Source organism: Lysobacter terrestris, from assembly GCF_014489475.1.
Classification (GTDB): domain Bacteria; phylum Pseudomonadota; class Gammaproteobacteria; order Xanthomonadales; family Xanthomonadaceae; genus Agrilutibacter; species Agrilutibacter terrestris.
Genome location: NZ_CP060820.1, coordinates 977,501 through 997,322, shown reverse-complemented (window position 1 = coordinate 997,322; position 19,822 = coordinate 977,501). Strand labels below are relative to the sequence as shown.

Genomic DNA, 19,822 nt, shown 5'->3' with positions numbered 1-19,822 from the left:
GAAAACCTGCAGGGCCACGGCATCAGTCGTGCTTGGCGTTGCGAACACCCGCTCGCGACTACGCTGTCCGTTCTTGAACTCTTGAACTCTTGAACTCTTGAACTCTTGAATTCTTGAGTTCGTCGACGATGCGTTGACCCGTCCGCAGAAGCGGCGGCACGTCGGACGCGATCGGCTATATCGCCGTGCGACGAAAAGTCACGACCAGGACATCGCGATGCGCCGGCAACGTCGCATCGAGCGGGGTGACCGCCGTTACGCCGTGGAACACGCGCGAATCGTCGACCAGCGCGGCATCGAATGTGCTGGTCAGCGTGAAACTGCCCAGCAGCGTGCCGTCGGCGGAATGGATCGTGGTCGTGCCGCTGGCGATGTTGCGCCGATCCACCAGCAAGACCAGGACGTAATCGACCCCATCGCGATGCACGCCCTCGGGAGTGGGCTCGCCGGGTTCGTCGGGTTTCGCCTCGATGCGGAACTGATGGACCTCGACGTGCCAGCCGTTGACCTCGGGGGCCAAGGATGAGAACAGGGCGCGGCTGAACTCCAGGATCGTGTGCAACGACGGACCGTCGCCGACGTCCATTTCGATCGGCTCGAACCAGCGCTCGATGTCGCCCTGCAGGGTGTTGTAGTCGCTGGACTGGTAGTGCGGCTGATGCGCCTGCCGAACGATGGGGCCTGCGGAAGCGGCGGCATAGACGCCATGGCGGCGTCGCCGGCGGCGCCCTACCTTGGCCAGATACGTATCTGGCCCAAGGCGGTCCCAGCTCGCGGCGAACTCGTGCCAGTCCTCAAGCGAGCCATGCCGCAGGAGCAGCGTCCGCATGTCGGCCGCATCCACGAAGCGGAACCCGTCCTCGACTAATTCGCGAAACTCGGTACCGAGCACGGGTCCGGTGGACTCCATGAGCGTGTCGCAGCGGACGAACTAGAGAACCAGCGGCGGTTCGCCGCCGACGATCACGACGTCGGCGGGACGACGCGCGAACAGGCCCACCGACACCACGCCCGGGATCTGGTTGATCGCCGCTTCCACGGCGACCGGGTCCACGATCGAGAGGTTGTGCACGTCGAGGATCAGGTTGTCGTTGTCGGTCACCACGCCATCGCGCCACACCGGCTGCCCGCCGGTCTTCGCGAGGATCTGTCGCGCGACCAGGCTGCGGGCCATCGGGATCACCTCGACCGGCAGCGGGAACTTGCCCAGCACGTCGACGCGCTTGGCTGGATCGATGATGCAGACGAACTTCTCGCTGGCCTCGGCGATGATCTTCTCGCGGGTCAGGGCCGCGCCGCCGCCCTTGATCAGGCGCTTGTGCGGGTCGCATTCGTCGGCGCCGTCGACGTACAGAGAGAGCGGTCCGGTGGCATTGAGGTCGAGCACTTCGATGCCGTGCATCCGCAGGCGCTGCGTGCTCTGCTCGGAGCTGGACACGGCCCCGCGGATGCGATCCTTGATCCGCGCCAGGGCGTCGATGAAGAACGCAACGGTGGAGCCGGTGCCGACGCCGACGATCATGCCGTCGTCGACGTACTCGATGGCCTTTTCGCCGGCCAGGCGCTTGGCTTCACTCACGGTTCTTTTCCAGGGACAGAAGAAGTTTCCATTGCGCCGCGGTCACCGGCAGCACGGACAGGCGCGAGCCGCGCTGGGTCAGCGCGAAGCCCTCGCCCAACGCGTCGGCGTGCCCGCGGATCTCCTCGAGGGAGATCGTGCGCTTGAGCTTGCGCTCGAAGGCGACGTCGACCATCTCCCAGCGCGGCTGTTCCTGCGTCGCCTTGGGATCGTAGTAGTCCGACTTCGCGTCGAACTGCGTCGGGTCGGGATACGGCGTGCTGGCGACGGTCATGGTGCCGACGATGCCCGGCACGTCGCAGTTGGAGTGATAGAAGAACACGCCGTCGCCCACCTGCATCGCGCGCATGAAGTTGCGCGCCTGGTAGTTGCGCACGCCGGTCCACGGCTCGGTGCCCACGCGCTGCAGGTCGTCGATGGAGAACGCGTCGGGTTCCGACTTCATCAGCCAGTAGCGGCGACGTGCGGTCATTGCAGGGCTCGTGCTGAAGTCAGGGGGCGAGGGAAGCGAAATCGAAACGGTCGCTCTCGGTGCAGACGGCATCGAGGCGCACATCCCAGGACTGGGCTGGCATGGCCTCGATCTGCTGCAGCGCGAACGCCGCACCCACAAGGAAGGGCGGCGCCGGAGCCTCGTGCCGGAACGCGAAGCTGCGATCGTACCAGCCGCCGCCCATGCCGAGGCGGTTGCCGTGGCTGTCGAAACCCACCAGCGGCATCACCACCAGCGCCATCTGCGCCGGATCGAGCAACGACGAAGCGCTGACATCGGGCTCGGGAATGCCGTAGCGGTTGCTGACCAGATCGTCGCCGGGACGCCAGGGTGCGAAACGCAGGCGCTGGTCCTCGCACAACACGGGCAGGCAGTACACGCATTCGCGCGGCAGGCGCAGTTGCCAGGCGTGCAGGCCGATCTCTCCGTCCATCGCCCAGTAGCCGGCCACGTAACCGGAGCGCGGCGCGAAGGCCAGTTCCAGAAGATGCCTGGCGAGCGAGTCGGCCGCCGCGATGCGTTGTGCGGCGGGCAAGGCACGCCGGTTGGCGCGCAACTCCTGGCGCAATTGGCGGCGTTGGGCCGCGCTCGCGGCGTCATTCATGCGCGAACCGGAGGGGCAGGGCGGCGATGGGCCGTGATGGCAGGTGCGCGAACATGCGTCGAGCAGCGACGATGCCGCGCTGGAACGGTATCCAAAACGGTACCCAGAAAAAGAAAAGTCCTCCGCCGGTGTGCGATGCCTGCGAAACGACCTTGAACCCGGGGTTCAAGTGGGAACGCTTGGATGCCTTCGGGCTTTCCGCTACGAGGCGGACATGCACTCCGGGCTTCCGCTGCGCCCCCATGGTCGTCATTAAGGGACAAGGCGAATGTTTGCGCAGGCTGTCGCGCACAGCAGAGGACGTGCGCGAATTATAGCGCGGCGATCCGCAAGGGCCAGTCCGCTCGTCGGCACGGCGACGGGAGAGGTTCAGACGCTGCGTGTGCCGGTCAGCGCGGTGCGTTGTCGAACAGCCCGTCCAACTTGCGATGCAGGTCGTCGAGCGTGCGCACGAGTTCGCGATCACGGCCTTCGCCTTCGTCGCGCATCTGTTGCAGTTCGTGGGCGAGGTTGAGCGCGGCGAGCACCGCGACGCGATCGAGCGCCGCCATGCGGTTGTTGCCGCGGATCTCGCGCATCTTGTTGTCGAGGAGCTTCGCCGCCGCCATCAGGCTGTCGCGCTCGCCCGGTTCGCAACCGATGGTGTATTCGCGATCGAGCAGGCGGATGCTGACCGGTTCGCTGGCCTTGGTCGTCACGTGTGCTGCTCCAGCGACTTGAGGCGGGCGATCATCGCCTCCACCCGCGTGCGCGCCTGTTCGTTCTTCGCCAGCAAAGTCGAGCGCTCGCTGATCAACTGTTCCTGCTGCAGGCGCAGGCTGCGGTTCTCTTCGTTGAGGCGGCGTGCCTGCGCACCCAGCTCGTCGAGGCGATCCGACAGCGTCTGCAGTTCGGCGATGAGGCGGGTGCGATCCATGGGCGGATGATGGGGAGGCGAGGGGGGCGGGTCAAGGCGGCGCCCGGTCGCCTCAGCCGGAGACCGCCGCGCGTTCGGATTCCGACGTGGCGGTGGCCCAGCTGTGCAGGAAGGTCAGGCATTCCTCGGCGCGCAGCGGGCGGGCCAGCCAGTAGCCCTGGATCTCGTCGCAGCCGTGGTCATGCAGGAAGCGGACCTGGGCCTCGGTCTCGACGCCTTCGGCGACCACGTTCAGGCCCAGCGAGTGCGCCATTGCGATGACCGCGCCGGTGATCGCCTCGTCGTCGGCGTCGCGGGTGAGGTCGCCGATGAATTCCTTGTCGATCTTGAGCGTCGTCAGCGGCAGCCGCTTGAGGTACGACAGCGAGGAATAGCCGGTGCCGAAGTCGTCGATCGCCAGGCCGACGCCCAGGTCGCGGATGGCCTGCAGCATCGCCGCGTTCTGCTCGGCGTTCGCCATGATGACCGTTTCGGTGAGTTCGAGCTGCAGGCGCTCGGGCGGGATGCCGCGGCCCGACAAGGCACGGGCGACGATTTCGGGCAGGTGGCCGCGCGCGAGCTGCAGCGCGGACACGTTCACCGCGACGGACACGTCTTCAAGGCCCTGCTCGCGCCACCTCTGCAGCGTCGTGCAGGCCTCCTGCATCGCCCACTCGCCGATCTCGAGGATCAACCCGGTTTCCTCCGCCAGCGGGATGAAGCGGTCCGGGGGGATCTCGCCGTGCTCGGGGCTGTACCAGCGCAGCAGCGCTTCCACGCCGGTGATGCGCATCTGTGTCAGCGACAGCTTGGGCTGGAACACCAGTCGCAACTCGTTGCGATCGAGCACCTTGCGCAGCGCCGCGGAGATGGTGGCGCGCTGGCGGATCTCCACGTCCATCGCGTCGGTGTAGCGCATGAAGGTGCGGCGCCCGGCGGCCTTGGCCTGGTACATCGCCGTGTCGGCGTGCTTGAGCAGGTCGGTGGGGATCTGCGCGTGGTCGGGATACAGGCTGATGCCGATCGACGGCGAGATCGAGACGTCGTGGCGGTCGTCGATGTCGAGCGGCTCACCGAAGGCGTCGATGATCTTGCGCGCGACCTGTTCGGCCTCCTCGGCCGTGTCGAGGTCCTCGAGCACTACGGTGAATTCGTCGCCACCCAGTCGTGCCACGGTGTGCTGCGGTCCCACGGTGTTCTGCAGGCGGCCCGCGGCCGCGCGCAGGATGCGGTCGCCGGCGGCGTGGCCGAGGGAATCGTTGATGTCCTTGAAGCGGTCGAGGTCGAGGAACAGCACCGCGATGCGCTTGCCCTGGCGGCGCGCGCGCACGATCGCGCGGGACAGCCGCTCCGACAGCAGCGTGCGGTTGGGCAGGCTGGTCAGCGTGTCGTAGTTGGCGAGGTAGCGCAGCTCCTGTTCGGCGCGCTTCTGGTCGGTGATGTCGCCCAGCACGCCGACGTAGTGGCTGCGCTGGCCGGTCGCATCCAGCACCACGCTGGCCTGCACCGAACACAGGAATTCCTGGCCGTCCTTGCGCTGCTGCCACAACTCGCCCGACCAGCGGCCATCGCGTTCCAAGCGGAAGCGCATCTGCCGGTAGAACTCCGGGTCGTGCTGCGGGCTGTTGAGGAGGGCGGTGTCGCGGCCCAGCACTTCGACATCGCTGTAGCCGGTCATGCGGGTGAAGGCCGGGTTCACCGACACGAAGCAGAAGTCGCGGTCGAACACGCACACCGCCTCGGCCATGCTGCGCAGCACTTCGCTGGCGATGCGGCGTTCGCGCTCCGCGTTGCGCGTCGTGGTGACGTCGCGTGCGGTGCCGGCGATGCGCAGCGCCTTGCCGCCGGCGTCGCGGTCGACCACGCGGCCGCGCGCCAGCATCCAGGCCCAGTGGCCGTCGGCCAGGCGCACGCGATGTTCGGACAGCAGCAGCGGCGCTTCGCCGCGGACGTGCTGGCGCACCAGTTCGGCCAGGCGCGGCAGGTCGTCGGGATGGACCTCGTGCTGGTCGACGATTTCCATCTGTACGGCGCTGTCGGCATCGGCGACGCCGTGCTCGTCGATGCGCATGGCGTACATCTGTTCGCGGCGCAGGTCGTAATCCCAGAAGATCTCGCCCGACCCCCACAGCGCGAGCTGCAGGCGCTGTTCGCGTTCGCGGATCGCCGCGAACAGTTCGCGCTCGCGCCGCACCCGCTGCTGCCGGCGCCACCAGAACACCGCGAGCAGGGCGAGCACGGCGAGCGTGGCCACGGCCAGCACGCGCGGGTGCCGCCACCAGGGCGGCAGCACGTGCACCGGGACGCTCAGCTCCTGCGGCATCCACTCGCCATCGCGGCTGGTCGCCTGCACGCGCAGCTTGTAATCGCCGGCGGGCAGCTTGGTGTAGGTGATGTCCTGCTCGTGGCCGTTGTTGATCCAGCCGATGTCGAATCCGTCGAGCCGGTAGCGGTACTGGATGTCGCCCGCGGGGGCGAAGTCGAGGGCGCCGACGCGCAGGCGCAGCAGGTTGGCGCCATCGGGGATCGACAACGCGCGCGGCTGCCACAGCGTGCCTTCGTTCGCATCGGTGCCGATCCGCGCCGAAATCAGCCGCAGCGGCGGCAGGTAGGTGCTGTCGGTGATGCGGCGGGGATCGAAGAGATTGAAGCCGCGCACGCCGCCGAACGCGAGGCGGCCGTCGTTCAAGGCCGCGACCGCGCCGCCGTTGAACTCCAGGTCCTGCGTGCCGTCGGCGAGCCCGTAGACGCGATAGCGCTCGCTGCCGGTGTTGAAGCGCATGATGCCGTTGTCGGTGCCGATCCAGAGCGTGCCGGCCGGCGACTCGGTGATCGAATACACCACGGGCACCGGGCGGTCGCGCAGCGCGTCGGCGAGCGGGTGGGCGAATGCGATCGTGCCGTCGGCGCCTTCGACGATCCGGCTCAGCCCGGCGTGCGTGCCAACCCAGACCTGCCCATCCGCGGTCTGCAGCAGCGTGCGGACCAGGTTCCCGGGCAGGCTGCCCGGGGCATCGATGCGGTGGCGGAAGTGGCGCAGGCGGCCGTTCGCGGGATCGAGCAGGTCCAGGCCGTCGCCGGTGCCCAGCCAGATGCGGCCGCGGCGGTCCTCGAGCATCGCGTGCACCGCGGGATGGGACAGCTGGTGCGGGTCGTTCTCGCGGAAGCCGTAGTGCAGCACCTCGCCATCGGCGGGCGAGTAGCGCAACGCGCCATTGGCGCCGGTGCCGATCCACAGCGCGCCATTGCGCGCCAGCATCAGGCTGCGGATCGAATTGTTGCTGTAGCTGCCCAGCGCGACCGGGGTGATCTCGCCGCGGCGCGGATCCAGCCGCAACAGGCCGCGCTCGGTCGCGACCCACAGGTTGCCGTCGGGGTTGCGGACGAGGGCCATGATCCGCGGCTTCGCTTGCCCCTCGGCGGCCGGCAGGCGCGGGCTGAAATCGTCGAAGCGGTCGGTAGTGGCGTCGTAGCGCAGCAGGCGCGCGTCGTCGGTGCCCAGCCACAGGGCGCCGCTGGCGTCCTGGGCGATCGCGCGCACGCTGTCGTCGGTGGCCGGGTTGTGCGGACCGCCGCCGTCGAGGTTGAGGACGTAGGTGAAGCGGGTGCCGAGCGGGTCGGTCACGGTGACGCCGCGGAACTGGCCGCCAAGCCAGAGCATGCCGCCGCGATCGACCATCAGGGTGCTGATGCCGTCTTCGGGCAATCCGGAGGTCGTTCCGGGCTGTTCGCGCAGTTGCAGGCTGCGCCCGGTGGCCGGGTCGAAGCGGAGGACGCCCTGCTTCGACAAGGACAGCCACAAGCGGTGGTCGGGGGCTTCGGCGATCGCGCGGACTTCCACCTCGGGCGCACCCGCCGCCGGCCACGTCTGCAGCAGGGAGCGGCCGTCGGACGCCAGCCGGAACAGCCCCTGCGGCGTACCGATCCAGAGCTGGCCACGATGGTCGAAGGCCAGGGCGCGCACCGACAGGCTGGGCCGCAGCCGTTCCACGCCGCCGCGCGGGCCGATCCGGTACAGGCCGGTCGGCGTGCCGTACCACAGGTCGCCGTCGCGACCGGCGACCAGCGACTGCCGCGGCCACGTGCGCAGGGTCTTGGGGTCCAGGGTGATGACCCGGTCGCGCGTGCCGGTGGCCGGGTCGAGGCGTTCCAGTCCGGCGAGCGTGCCCACCCACAGCTTGCCGGCGTGCGGCAGCAACGCGCCGACCTGGCGCTGCGCCTGCTCGCCGTCGGCGACCTCGTAGCGACGGATGCCGCCGGTGGCGAGATCCAGCCGCGAGACGTACTGCGAATACGAACCGACCCAGAGCGCGCGGTCGCCCTCGGCCGCCAGCGCGGTGACGTAGCTGTCGGGCAGACTGGCCGGGTCGCGGGGGTCGTGGCGGTACTGGACGTAGCGCTGGCCGTCGTAGCGGTGCAGGCCGCCCTGGGTGCCGACCCAGACGAAGCCCTGCGCGTCCTGCACCATCGCGTTGACGGTGTTCTGGCCCAGCCCGCGTTCGCTGCCCAGGCGTTGGAAGTAGTAATCGCGCGTCAACGCCGTGGCATCGCCGGCGGCGCCTGCGCCGAGCAGGCCTGCGAACGCTGCGATCAAGCAGGCAGAGAAGGTCGGGAGAAAGCGCACGGGCCCCAGCCGTTAGGCGTACGCGGCCAGTGTATGCCACCCGACGGCTGCCGCCAGCCTCGCGTCTGCCGCTACACTGCCGACTTCCCCCGAGTGATTGCCAATACCTTCCACGTGTCGTCCCGAAACGCCCCCGACCTGCCCGCCGCCGCGGCCCTCGACGCCGAAATCCGCGCCCTCGCGCTCGCCACCACTTCCGCGGAACTGCACGGCAGCCTGTGTGGCTGGCTGGCCGGTGGCGGTGCCACCACGCCGGACTGGCTGGGCAGGGTCCTGGCCGATCCCGCGCTGCCCGCAGTCGCCGAAGGCAGTGCCCTGGACGAACTGTGCAAGGCGAGCGCCGCGCAGCTGGCCGATCGCAGTTTCGAGTTCGAACTGCTGCTGCCGGATGCGGACGCCCCGCTCATGGAGCGCAGCGGTGCGCTGTTCGACTGGTGCCGCGGCTTCCTCGGTGGCTTCGGGCTCGCCGCGGGCGCGGCGCCGGCGCTGTCGGAAGACAGCCAGGAAGCGCTCGCCGACCTGGCCAAGCTCGCCGCCGCGCAACCGCAGGACGATGGCGACGAAGAGGACGAGGAAGCGCTGGTGGAACTCGAGGAATTCGTGCGCGTCGCCGCGCTGTTGCTGCACGGCGATTGCGTGATGGCCGCGCAGCACCGGCAGCGGTTCAACTGACGGATCGGCCGGTGCGCCTCGCGCACGGCTTTGCCGCGCCGTCATCCCCGCGCAGGCGGGGAGCCAGCGTCTTCGTTTTCGAACGTGCCTGACCCGTGAGCGCCGCGTCGTCAACGTCCTCACCGGATGACTAGCCGCAACGAGTGAAACCTCCACGCCACGCCCCATGACCAAACCCCTCGCGATCCCCGCCCGCAACCACGCCCGCCGCCGCAAGCAGCTCATGCGCATGGCCGGCGACGAGGCGATCCTGATCCTGCCGGCCGGCAAGGAAGTAGTGCGCAGTCGCGACACGCATTACCCGTACCGGCAGGATTCGGATTTCTGGTACCTCACCGGCTTCGCCGAACCCGAGGCCGTACTGGTGCTGGTGCCGGGCCGCAAGCACGGCGAGACGCTGCTGTTCTGCCGCGAACGCGATGCCGAACGCGAAGCCTGGGACGGGCCGAGGCACGGACCGGAAGGCGCGGTGGAAGCCTTCGGTTTCGACGACGCCTATCCGATCGTCGACCTCGACGACATCCTGCCCGGCCTGCTGGAAGGGCGCACGCGCGTCTACTACCACTTCGGCCGCGACCAGGAATTCGACCTCAAGCTCATCGGCTGGTTGAACCGCGTGCGCGCGCAGGTGCGGCATGGCGCGCAGCCGCCGCACGAATTCCTCGAGCTCGGCCACCTGCTCGACGAGATGCGCCTGTTCAAGGATCGCGACGAATTGCGTCTGATGCAGCGCGCCGCCGACATCAGCGTGCTCGCGCACGAAGCGGCGATGCGGGCCGCCCGCGGTGGCATGCGCGAATACGAACTGCAGGCCGAACTCGAACGCGTCTTCCGCCAGCATGACGCGGAACCCGCCTACGGCAGCATCGTCGGCGCGGGCAGCAACGCCTGCGTGCTGCACTACCGCGCCAACAACGCGCCCGTGCGCGACGGCGACCTGGTGCTCATCGACGCCGGCGCCGAATACCGCGGCTACGCGGCGGACATCACCCGCACCTTCCCCGCGAACGGCCGCTTCAGCAAGGAACAGCGGGCACTGCACGACGTCGTCCTCGCCGCGCAGGCGGCGGCGCTGAAGCAGGCGCGGCCCGGCATCGCCTACGAAGCCGGGCACAACGCCGCGGTGGCCACGCTCACCGAAGGCCTGCTGCGGCTGGACCTGCTCAAGGGCAAGCTGGAGAAGAACCTCGCCGACGGCCTGTACCGCCGCTTCTATCGCCACAAGACCGGGCATTGGCTCGGCCTGGACGTGCATGACGTCGGCGAATACCGCATCGACGGCGAATCGCGCCTGCTCGAATCCGGCATGGTGTTCACCATCGAGCCGGGCGTGTACGTGGCGCCGGACGACACCAGCGTCGACGCGAAATGGCGCGGCATCGGCATCCGCATCGAGGACGACGTGCTGGTGACCGGCGACGGCCACGAAGTCCTGACCGACAAGCTCGCGCGCAGCGCCGACGAGATCGAGGCGTTGATGGCGCGCTGACGCGCCGTTCGTGTCCGGATAGTTCTCCCGAGGCCGCGGATCGGGCCTTGCGGCGGCAACCGCCAAACCATCGGCACATCCGCCGTTCACCCTGGCGGCGCACACTGCCGGCATGGTCGCGCGCCGCGTCATCACGCTTGGCATCGTGTTCCTGCTGCCCTTCGCGGCGGCATCCGTGCAGGCGCGCACCGTGTACCGGTGCGTGCGCGACGGCAGCGTCAGCCTGGCGACCGCCCCGGAACCGGGGTCGCGCTGCGTCGCCAGGCACATCGACGACAACGCCGCCAAACTGCCGAACCTGTGGGGCGCGATGGGCGTCATCAACGGCACGCTCTACGAACGCGAGCAGGACGGCAAGCTCGTCTACAGCACGCGCAAGCTGCCGGGCTCGACGCCGGTGCTGGCGTTCACCGTTGCCACCCCGCCCGGCGAACCGGCGCATGCCGGCCTTGGTCGCGTCGGCAGGCCGCGACTGGACCGCTACGCGTCGCAGTTCCGCACGGCCGCCCGCAGGCACGGCGTGGATGACGCGTGGCTGCGCGCGATCGCGCACGCCGAAAGCGACTTCGACGCGCAGGCCGTTTCGCCGAAGGGCGCGCGCGGCGTGATGCAGCTGATGCCGGACACCGCGCGCAGCTACGGCGTCACCGATGCCCATTCGGCGGAGCAGTCGATCGATGCCGGCGCACGGCACTTGCGTGCGCTGCTGCGCCGTTATCGCGGCGACATGATCCTGGCGACGGCGGCGTACAACGCCGGCACCGGGGCGGTGGCGCACTATGGCGGCGTGCCGCCGTATCGGGAGACGCAGAGCTACATCGCCAAGGTGCAGCAGTTGCAGGCGAATTACCGGCAGGCGTTGGCGCGGACGGTGCCCGCGAAAGGCCGCGCGGCGCCGTGAAGCGCGGGCGAAAGCCCGTCTGCATCGCCCATAGGATCCGCGCGCCAACGCGGCACGCGATCTGCGTTTCCGCGTCGCGCGCCGCTTCGTACGAGTCGGTGCTCAGCGGATCAGCGCGGTCGGAGTCTCGAACGGCAGCGACAGCGCGCCGGTGCGGGTGATCGCGGTTTCCACCGCGGGCAGCATCTCCGCGGCGCCGTCGACCAGGACGAGGATGCGCCCGGCCTTGATCTCGCCGTCGAACTTCTGCCGCACCGGGTCGGGCAGCGACGAACCCACCAGCGACGAAGCGAACGCACCCACCAGCACGCCGGCGAGGGCAACCAGTCCGGTGCCGGCCCAGCTCATGCCGATCGAGGGAAACACCAGTACCGCGATCGCGCCCGCCACCAGGCCGGCGATGCCCCCGAACACGGCGCCGCGCAGGGCGGCCGGGACGAAATCGCTGTCGGCTTCCTTGCGCCGGTTGGGAATGTGGCCGACCTCGATGTCCGGGCGCGCGACCAGCGAGATGTCTTCGTCGTGGATGCCTGCTTCGCGCGCGGCCTGGATGGCGGCGCGGGCCGTGATCAGGTCCGGTGTGCTGTAGACGCGTCGGGTCTTCATCGCGCGCTCCTAGGTGTCGGCCGCGATCGCAAAGCGTGCAGCGCGCCGCGCGGCTCCCCAGCGCATGCCGCCAGCTTTGCTCCGGAAAGGTTAGAGAGGCGTGATGACACCTGCATGCAGGGGCGCGGCGTGCGGGCTAGGCTGTGCAGGTCGTTCGCTGCGCTGGAGTACGCCGCCATGCTGCCCACCGTTTCCGTGCCGTGCCCGTACTGCGGGGAACGCGTCGAACTGATGATCGACGAAGCCAGCGACCTGCAGCGCTACATCGAGGATTGCCCGGTGTGTTGCCGGCCGATGGAGATTGCCATCGCCTTCGATGCAGGCGGCGAAGTGCTGGTGAGTGCGATGCGCGACAACGACGCGTGATGCCATTGCAGCGACGGCCGCGCATTTGCGCATCGCGGGTGCACGCAGCGATGCAGCCCGCCCATTCGTAAAGGTTGTGTTCCATTCAGTCGGCCGCGATCGCGGCTTTCCGACGCGCATCACGCTTTCGCCGGGTTCAGCGCGCGGCCATAGAACGTTTCGCTGCGGTTGTGGTTAACCCCATGTGGAGACCGCGTGCGTGCCGGTGGATGCGTTCATTTCGGGATCGGCATGGTGCGTTTCGTGCGGGCCAGACATCCCCCGATTCGCTTCCCCCGCACGTCCTTAAGGAGAAAAGCTGATGAATCGCAAGTCCCTGATTGGTGCGTTCGCCCTCGCCGCCACGTTGTCCGCCCCGCTGGCGTTCGCGCAATCGCCGACCGGCACCGCGACCGATGCTTCGATGCAGTCCAGCACCACGACCGACGCCTCCGCCCAGGCGGCCACCACCAACGCGCAGGCGACGACGTCCAACGACGCGTCGGCCGCGACGTCGGGCGATCCGTCCAAGAAGAGCTGGAACGACATCGACCTCGACAAGAGCGGCAGCCTGAGCAAGGCCGAGGCCGCTGCGATCCCGGCGCTGGGCCAGGTATTCGACAAGGCCGACAGCAACGCCGATGGCGCGCTCAGTGCGGACGAATACAAGGCCTACGTCGGCAAGGGCAAGGGCGCGAAGAAGTAAGGCCCCTCCGCAACGGTTTGCCGGGTACCTGACTGCCGGCACGGCGGGGCGTGGATATCCGCGCCCCGCTGGTTTGGTCACGCCGCTTGGACGAAGCGGGCCACGCGGCACGAACGGCGACCCTCGGGTCGCCGTGCTTCATGGTGGCGCCGCATGGGCGCCGCTTCGTCGGTATTGCTGCCTGCGTGCGAAGGCAACCGCGCTGGCATACTGCGCGCATGACTTCCGACGACAATGCCATCCGCCTGGTCGGTTTCGACGGCGACGACACACTGTGGCGCAGCGAGGACTACTACCACGCCGCGCAGGGCGATTTCGAACGCATCGTGCAGAACTACGTGGACCTGCAGGACGCGCGCACGCTGGAGCGCCTGTACGCCGTGGAGATGCGCAACCTCGCGCTGTTCGGTTATGGCGTGAAGAGCATGACCCTGTCGATGCTCGAGGCGGCGGTGGAGATCACCGAGGCGCGCATTTCCGCGACGGACCTGCACCGCATCATCGCGCTCGGCAAGGAGCTGCTGCAGCATCCGGTGGAATTGTTGCCGGGCATCCGCGAGGCCGTCGAGGCGATCGCCGCCGACCACGAGATCGTGCTGATCACCAAGGGCGACCTGTTCCACCAGGAGAACAAGGTGCGGCAATCGGGATTGGCGGACCTGTTCCATCGCATCGAGATCGTGAGCGAGAAGGATGCGTCCACCTACGCGCGGGTGCTCGCCGAATTCGACCTGCCGGCATCGCGCTTCGCCATGATCGGCAACTCGCTGCGTTCGGACATCGCGCCGGTGCTCGAACTGGGCGGGTGGGGCATCTACATGCCGTACCACGTGACCTGGGCGCACGAAACCGAAGCGCAGGTGGACGACGACGCGCCGCGCCTGCGTCGCGTGGCGACGCCGGCGGAATTGCCGGAGGCGGTCCGCTCGCTGGTGTTGCCGGCGGCGGCGTAAGGCGGCGCGGCAGCATTCCGGCGAAGGGGCCGGATAACTGGAGTCTGAGCGGGCGGCTGCGTTCACGCGGAAATTACAAATCGGTTCACCGGCGCGGTCGCATCGTCGCCCCGTGCCTGCCAATGGTGGTGGGCGTGAGAGGAGAATCATCATGGCCATCCTGACCCGCTGGCTTGCTTCCACCGCACTGGCCGCTGGCCTCGGCATGGCGACGCTGGCCGTGCCCGCCCCGGCGCGTGCGGACGACGACCTGGTCCGCGTGATCGTCGACGTTGCCGACGTGATCTTCCGCAGTGGCTATCCGTACTACCGCTACGGCGACTATGGCCGCTATGACCGCCTGACTGTCGAGCGCAACCGTTATGGCCGCCCGGTCTACTACCGCTACGCGCCGCGCGATTACTACCGGAACGGCCCGCCGTACGGCAAGGCGCACGGCTACTGGAAGAAGCAGTCGCAGTCGCGCCTGAGCTGCGACCGCTACGGCCGCTGCGTGACGCGCTATTACGACCCGCGTTACGACCGTCGCGGCTACGACAACCGCTACTACAGCTACGACCGCCGTTACGACCGCTACGATCGCTATGACCGCGACGATCGCTACTGGGACGGTCGCCGCTGGCGCGATCGCGACGACGATTGATCGACGGCGATTGATCGAACGTTGCATCGAAGAAGCGGCGCCTGCGGGCGCCGCTTCTGTTCCGCCGGCACCGTTCGCTTGATCGCGATTCCACGAGCGCGGTGCTAGCCTTGCGCGCATCCACGTCGAGGAGTTTGCCGATGAAACCGCACCTGGTCGCGCCGCTCTGCGCCGTCCTGCTTGCCCTGGCATCGCCGTCCGCGTTCGCCAGCGGCCCCATCTCCTGCAAGCTCAGCTTCAACCTCGCCGGCTGGTCGATCTTCTACAAGACCGCGACCGGCACGGGCATGGTCACCTGCGACAACGGCCAGAGCCTGCCGGTGCGCATCCGCGCCAAGGGCGGCGGGTTGACCATCGGCAAGTCGCGGATCGAGAACGGCAGCGGTGAATTCTCCGGCGTCTACACCATCAACGACGTGCTGGGCACCTACGCCAGCAGCGAAGCGCACGCCGGTGCGTCGAAGTCGGCCAAGGCGATGGCGATGACCAAGGGCAGCGTGTCGCTGGCGTTGGCCGGCAAGGGCAAGGGCTGGGACCTGGGCATCGCCTTCGGCAAGTTCGTGATCGAACCCTGACCGCTGCGGCGCCGCGGGCGGCAAGCTCACCATGGATTCATTCCCTGCTGCCGAACATGGCAGGCAGTCCACCAGGAGTCATGGCATGCACACGTACGCGAAGTTGAAGCGCAGGTTGCTCGCGCTCGCCCTGGCGTTCTCCGGCCTCGTCGGTTTCAACGCCTCCGCGCAGGATTTCACTGTCGGCTGGAATCCGCGCAGCGGTGACGTGTGGGTCGACACCTGGCTGGGCGACATGAATCGCTACGGCGGCCGCTACCCCGAGCCCTTCATCGACGAGATGGTGCGTTACCACAATGCGCCGCGCGCGCTGGTGGTCGACCTGCTGCAGACGCGGCACTGGGCGCCGGGCGACGTGTACTACGCCTGTGCGCTCGCATCGGTGCTCGGTCGGCCCTGCCGCTATGTCGTCGACGTCTACGAGGCCGATCGCGGGCAGGGCTGGGGCGTCATCGCGCAGCGCATGGGGATCAAGCCGGGCTCGGCGGAATTCCATCGCCTGAAGAAGGGCTTCGTGCCGACCTACGATCGCTGGGCGCGTCCGATCGAACTCGACGCGGACCTGCGCCGCGATTTCCCCAACCACGGCAAGGGCCAGCACGGCGGCAAGGGCAAGGCGTCCGCGTCGGGCGGCGGCAAGCCGGCCAAGGCCACGCCGGCTTCGGCGTCGGGCAAGGGCAAGCAGGGTTCCGGCGGCCCGAATACGAAGGGCGGCAAGGGCGCCGGCAGGGGCCAGAACTCCGGGAAAAAGGGCAACGGCAAGGGCTGAGCCCTAGACTGGGCGGATGAACCTGTCCGTCCCCACCCTGGTCACGTATCGCGGCGGCTGTCATTGCCGCCGCGTGCGTTTTGAAGTCGATGCGCCGGCCGAACTCGACGTCCTCGATTGCAACTGCTCGATCTGCCGCATGAGCGGCTTCCTGCACCTGATCGTGCCTGCCAGTCGCTTCCGCCTGCTGTCCGGCGCGGACGATCTGGGCGAGTACAGCTTCAACACGGGTGCGGCGCGGCACCTGTTCTGCCGCCATTGCGGCATCAAGAGTTACTACGTGCCGCGCAGCCACCCCGACGGCATCGACGTCAATGCGCGCTGCCTGGACGACGGCAGCGTGGTGCGCATGACGATCACGCCGTTCGACGACAACCAGCGCGATGCCGCGACCGCGGCGATCGCGCACCTGTCGTCGGCATCGCCATCGGCAGCGGATTGAAGGCAGCTACTGCACGACGAATGTGGCGTTGCCCTGCACCGTCTCGCCGTTGCTGGTGACGGTGGCCGTCAGCTGGTAGGTGCCGACCGAGCTCGACCCGGTCCCGGCCACGAACGAGGCACTCGCATCGCCGTTGCTGTCGGTGTTCCCCGACAGGAACACGTGGTTGATCCCGTTCGGCTTGAGCGCGTCGAAGTTGACGCGCACGCCGGCCACCGGCACGCCGCCGCGGGTCACCCGAGCGGTCACCGTCACGGTGCCGCCGCGCGGGTAGCTGGGTTGGGTGCTGCCGGCCACGATCGCCAGCGGCGCGGTGTCGTTGTTGGTGATCGTGCAGGTGGCCGCAGCGCCGGCGGCCAGGACGAGGCCGCTGCAGTTGCTGAAACTCGCGGCATAGCCGGCGACCGCAGGTTCGGTGACGGTGTAGGTCCCGGCCGGCACGGTCAACACGTTGCTGCCATCGGCCTCGAACGCCACCGGCGTGCCGCCGTTGACCGCGAAGCTGAAGTCCGACGCCCCCTTGGTACCGCCGCTGTCGTTCACCACGACCTTGGTGATGGTGAGGGTGGCGGGCAATGCCGTCTGCTTCTGCACGGCGAAGGTGGCATAGGCGCGCGTGCTCAGGCTGCCGCTGGTGGCGGTCGCGGTGAGGTGGTAGGTGCCGATCGAACTGCTGCCCGAGCCGGCGACGAACGACGCGCTGGCATCGCCGTTGGCGTTGGTGAACGCGGTCATCCGCACGTGGTTGATGCCGTTGGGCTTGAGCGCGTCGAAGTCGACGCGCGCGCCGTTCAGCGGCAGCCCGCCGTTGATCACGTGCGCGGTCATGGTGACGGTCTCGCCGGCGAAGTACAGCGGCTTGCTGGTATCGGCCGTTGCGGTGAATGCGGCGGTGTCGTGGTTGGTGATGGTGCAGGTCGCGCTTTCGCCGGCGAGCAGGACGATGTCCGTGCAGTTGGCGTAGGACGGCGTGTAATCCGCCACCGGGGTCTCGGTGATGCTGTAGGTGCCCGCGGCCAGGCTGAGCACGTTGCTGCCGTCGGCTTCGAACTGCACCGGCGCGCCGCCGTTGAGCGAGAAGCTGAAGTCCGCCGCTTCCCGGGTGCCGCCGTTCTCGTTCACCAGCAAGTTGCGCACGGTCAGCGTGGCCGGTTGCGGCGGCTGCACCGTGAACGACGCCGTGGCCTGGGCCGAACGGGTGCCGCTGGTGACCGTCGTGGTCAGCTGGTAGGTGCCGATCGAGCTGGGCCCGGTCCCGGACACGAACGAGGCGCTGGCGTTGCCGTTGGCGTCGGTGGTCGCGGTGAGGCGGACGTGGTTGATGCCGTTGGGCTTGAGCGCATCGAAATCGACGCGCGCCCCCGCGACCGGCGCGCCCAGGTTGAGCAGGCGCGCGGTCAGGGTCACCTGTTCGCCGGGCAGGTAGGACGGCTTGCTCGTTGCGGTGGTGGCGACGAAACCGGGAATGTCGTTGTTGGTGATCGTGCACGTCGCGCTCGCGCCGGCCACGAGCACGAGATCGGTGCAGTTGCTGAAGCTGGCCGCATATTCGCTGGCGCCCGGTTCGGTGACCGAGTACGTGCCGGCGGGCAGGTTGACGACGTTGCCGCCGTCGGCCTCGAAGGGGATCGGCGCGCCGCCGTTGACGGAGAAGCTGAAGGCCGCGGCGGTCTTGTTGTTGCCGTCGTCGTTGACGACGATGTTGTTCACGGTCAGCCGCGCGGGCGTGATCGTGTTGATGCGCAGCATCGCCGCTTCGGACGGCACGCCGGCCGCGTTGAACACGAACACCATGTAGTAACCGGGGGGCGTGTCGAACGGATTGGCCGGCAACTGCGCCTGCAGCACGTCGCCGTCGACGGTGAACGGCAACTCCATGAAGCGCTGGTCCATGTCGAAGGAGTGGGTGACCGAACCGGTCTTGACCAGGGTGACGCGGGTGATGCCGGCGGCGTCGGGCGTGGAGATCGGGATGCTCTGGCCGGGATCGGTCGTCATCGGCGCGGTGGCGATGATCGGGCGCGGCGCCGGCGTGCCGTCGGCGTTGAACAGGTAGGGCGGGTAATAGACCTCGGCGTTGAGGTTCAGCTGCGGGCCGGTGGCGCCGCCGCCCAGGGTCAGCACCGTCGCATCGGGCAGCAGCAGCGCGGAGGAGTGGTACAGGCGCATGCGCTGCGCGGTCGCCGCTTCCGACCAGGTGTTGGTGGCCGGGTCGTAGAGTTCGGCGGCGTAGGCGACGCCGTTGACCGGATCGTTGTCGGCAACGCTGCCGCCCGAGAGCAGCACGCGGCCGTCGGGCAGCATGGTGCTGGTCGCCCAATGGCGGCGCTGCAGCGGCGAGGCCACCTGGGTGACCACCGGCTTCGGCCCGGTGATGTCGATGACGTGCGCGTTGGGGTTGGCGAAGTCGAGGTCGTAGCCGCCGCCGGTCTGCAGGATCCTGCCCGGACGGAACATCACCGCGGTCGAACTGGCGCCCATGTTGCCGCTGAGGAAGCGCCCGGCCTTGCTGATCGTGCCCGTGGCGTTGGCATCGACGCGGTACATCTCTTCGTAGCGGGTGCCGAAGATGTTGCCGTCGGGGGCGACGAAATTACGCGGGTACAGGCCGCCCAGGTAGGTCGTCGGCGCGTCGGACAACAGGCGGAAGCTGCCGGTACCGGTGCGCACCTCCGGGTAGTCCTCGCCGCCGGTACCGCCCTGGATGTAGACCTCGCCGTTGGGCAGCGTGGTGGCGGTGGCGTACCAGCGCTTGCGGAACATCTTCGCGGTGCGCGCGAGGCTGTTGTCGAGCGGGTTGAACACGTTGGAATCGTCGTTGGGATCCAGCGTCGCCTTGCCGGTGGCCAGGTTGACGATGTCGCCGCCCCACATCTCGATGTTGCCGTCGGGCAGCAGCAACTGCGCGTTGCAGAAGATGTCGACCTGGGTGTTGTTGGGCAGGGTGGTGTGCGACTCGGGGCCGAGCCCGAGCAGCGGGTCCCAGACGTCGTAGATGTAGTAGCCGGTGCGCAGGCCCGCGGCGCTGGTGCCGTAGGTCAACACGCGGCCGTCGGGGGTGAGTACGGCGTGGATGCCGACCAGGGGCCAGTCGGCGACGGGCGAGAACGTGCCCTTCACCGGATCGCCCGACGCGGGCAGTGCGGTCAACGCCCCAAGCGGCCGTTCCGTGGCGAAGGCCGCCACCGCCTGCGCATCGCCACGCATGACGCGGTTCTGGTTGGCGCGCGTCTGCAGTGCGGCGAGGATCACCGGATCGCCGCTGGCGGCGTCGATGGCGGCGGCCAGGTCGCGCTCGCGCGACGCGGTGCCGGCGACATGCACGGCCGCATAGGCCAGCGCCATCAAGAACAATGCCAATGCGATCGCGTAACCGCGACGACGGGGGGAGGGGTGCAGATCGCTCATGGTCCGTGTCAGCGCGCGCAAAGGCCGGAGCGGTGGGTCACCGCATCCGGGTTAACGCGTCGCGCGGGAAACGACGGACACCGCCGCCCGCGCGCCCCGATCCGACGGGCCGCGGCGG

19 protein-coding genes and 1 other RNA gene are annotated in these 19,822 nt (G+C 68.7%); 10 read left to right on the top strand and 10 right to left on the bottom strand.

What is annotated here, in order from left to right; translation table 11 throughout:
* Positions 1-175: 175 nt before the first annotated feature.
* From H8B22_RS04660 to H8B22_RS04625, 8 genes are all read right to left on the bottom strand, one after another.
* The gene (locus tag H8B22_RS04660) at positions 176-910 is read right to left on the bottom strand and encodes a 2OG-Fe dioxygenase family protein (RefSeq protein WP_187712948.1); all 735 of its coding nucleotides are present in this window, start codon (positions 908-910) and stop codon (positions 176-178) included.
* A gap of 21 nt (positions 911-931) precedes the next feature.
* A complete protein-coding gene (gene rpiA / locus H8B22_RS04655; protein ID WP_187712947.1) occupies positions 932-1,579 on the bottom strand; it encodes a ribose-5-phosphate isomerase RpiA in 648 nt (215 codons plus the stop codon).
* A complete protein-coding gene (locus tag H8B22_RS04650; protein ID WP_187712946.1) occupies positions 1,572-2,051 on the bottom strand; it encodes an EVE domain-containing protein in 480 nt (159 codons plus the stop codon). Before H8B22_RS04650 ends, rpiA begins: the two co-directional genes overlap by 8 nt.
* 19 nt (positions 2,052-2,070) lie before the next feature.
* Complete coding sequence (locus H8B22_RS04645) at positions 2,071-2,676, bottom strand: 5-formyltetrahydrofolate cyclo-ligase (RefSeq protein ID WP_187712945.1); 606 nt, start codon at positions 2,674-2,676, stop codon at positions 2,071-2,073.
* 115 nt (positions 2,677-2,791) lie between these two features.
* Positions 2,792-2,979: non-coding RNA, 6S RNA (gene ssrS, locus H8B22_RS04640), on the bottom strand.
* Between the two features lie 86 nt (positions 2,980-3,065).
* A complete protein-coding gene (locus H8B22_RS04635; protein ID WP_187712944.1) occupies positions 3,066-3,374 on the bottom strand; it encodes a cell division protein ZapA in 309 nt (102 codons plus the stop codon).
* Positions 3,371-3,592 carry a TIGR02449 family protein gene (locus H8B22_RS04630; protein WP_187712943.1) on the bottom strand — a complete coding sequence of 74 codons (222 nt, stop codon included), beginning with the start codon at positions 3,590-3,592 and terminating at the stop codon, positions 3,371-3,373. Before H8B22_RS04630 ends, H8B22_RS04635 begins: the two co-directional genes overlap by 4 nt.
* A gap of 52 nt (positions 3,593-3,644) precedes the next feature.
* Positions 3,645-8,165, bottom strand: a complete 4,521-nt coding sequence (locus H8B22_RS04625; RefSeq protein WP_187712942.1) for an EAL domain-containing protein — start codon at positions 8,163-8,165, stop codon at positions 3,645-3,647.
* 144 nt (positions 8,166-8,309) lie between these two features.
* Here H8B22_RS04625 and H8B22_RS04620 point away from each other — a divergent pair, with 144 nt between their 5' ends.
* From H8B22_RS04620 to H8B22_RS04610, 3 genes are all read left to right on the top strand, one after another.
* Complete coding sequence (locus H8B22_RS04620; RefSeq protein WP_225876281.1) at positions 8,310-8,867, top strand: UPF0149 family protein; 558 nt, start codon at positions 8,310-8,312, stop codon at positions 8,865-8,867.
* Between the two features lie 166 nt (positions 8,868-9,033).
* Complete coding sequence (locus H8B22_RS04615; RefSeq protein ID WP_187712940.1) at positions 9,034-10,356, top strand: aminopeptidase P N-terminal domain-containing protein; 1,323 nt, start codon at positions 9,034-9,036, stop codon at positions 10,354-10,356.
* A gap of 112 nt (positions 10,357-10,468) precedes the next feature.
* Positions 10,469-11,257, top strand: a complete 789-nt coding sequence (locus H8B22_RS04610; protein WP_187712939.1) for a lytic transglycosylase domain-containing protein — start codon at positions 10,469-10,471, stop codon at positions 11,255-11,257.
* 102 nt (positions 11,258-11,359) lie between these two features.
* On the opposite strand, the gene H8B22_RS04605 is transcribed toward H8B22_RS04610, so the two are convergent.
* Positions 11,360-11,863 carry a hypothetical protein gene (locus H8B22_RS04605; RefSeq protein WP_187712938.1) on the bottom strand — a complete coding sequence of 168 codons (504 nt, stop codon included), beginning with the start codon at positions 11,861-11,863 and terminating at the stop codon, positions 11,360-11,362.
* A gap of 177 nt (positions 11,864-12,040) precedes the next feature.
* Between H8B22_RS04605 and H8B22_RS04600 the strand changes: the two genes are divergently transcribed.
* From H8B22_RS04600 to H8B22_RS04570, 7 genes are all read left to right on the top strand, one after another.
* Positions 12,041-12,229 carry a CPXCG motif-containing cysteine-rich protein gene (locus H8B22_RS04600; protein ID WP_187712937.1) on the top strand — a complete coding sequence of 63 codons (189 nt, stop codon included), beginning with the start codon at positions 12,041-12,043 and terminating at the stop codon, positions 12,227-12,229.
* Between the two features lie 301 nt (positions 12,230-12,530).
* The gene (locus H8B22_RS04595) at positions 12,531-12,914 is read left to right on the top strand and encodes an EF-hand domain-containing protein (protein WP_187712936.1); all 384 of its coding nucleotides are present in this window, start codon (positions 12,531-12,533) and stop codon (positions 12,912-12,914) included.
* 218 nt (positions 12,915-13,132) lie between these two features.
* On the top strand, positions 13,133-13,867 hold the full coding sequence (locus H8B22_RS04590; RefSeq protein ID WP_187712935.1) for an HAD family hydrolase: 735 nt from the start codon (positions 13,133-13,135) through the stop codon (positions 13,865-13,867).
* Between the two features lie 151 nt (positions 13,868-14,018).
* Positions 14,019-14,510, top strand: coding sequence for a hypothetical protein (locus H8B22_RS04585; RefSeq protein WP_187712934.1), 492 nt, complete (start codon positions 14,019-14,021; stop codon positions 14,508-14,510).
* A gap of 140 nt (positions 14,511-14,650) precedes the next feature.
* Complete coding sequence (locus H8B22_RS04580) at positions 14,651-15,085, top strand: hypothetical protein (RefSeq protein ID WP_187712933.1); 435 nt, start codon at positions 14,651-14,653, stop codon at positions 15,083-15,085.
* Positions 15,086-15,170: 85 nt separating this feature from the next.
* Positions 15,171-15,854, top strand: a complete 684-nt coding sequence (locus tag H8B22_RS04575) for a hypothetical protein (RefSeq protein ID WP_187712932.1) — start codon at positions 15,171-15,173, stop codon at positions 15,852-15,854.
* A 16-nt stretch (positions 15,855-15,870) separates the two neighbouring features.
* Entirely contained in the window at positions 15,871-16,296 is a 426-nt protein-coding gene (locus H8B22_RS04570) for a GFA family protein (RefSeq protein ID WP_187712931.1), read from the top strand.
* Positions 16,297-16,302: 6 nt separating this feature from the next.
* On the opposite strand, the gene H8B22_RS04565 is transcribed toward H8B22_RS04570, so the two are convergent.
* The gene (locus tag H8B22_RS04565) at positions 16,303-19,704 is read right to left on the bottom strand and encodes a galactose oxidase-like domain-containing protein (protein ID WP_187712930.1); all 3,402 of its coding nucleotides are present in this window, start codon (positions 19,702-19,704) and stop codon (positions 16,303-16,305) included.
* Positions 19,705-19,822: the final 118 nt, after the last annotated feature.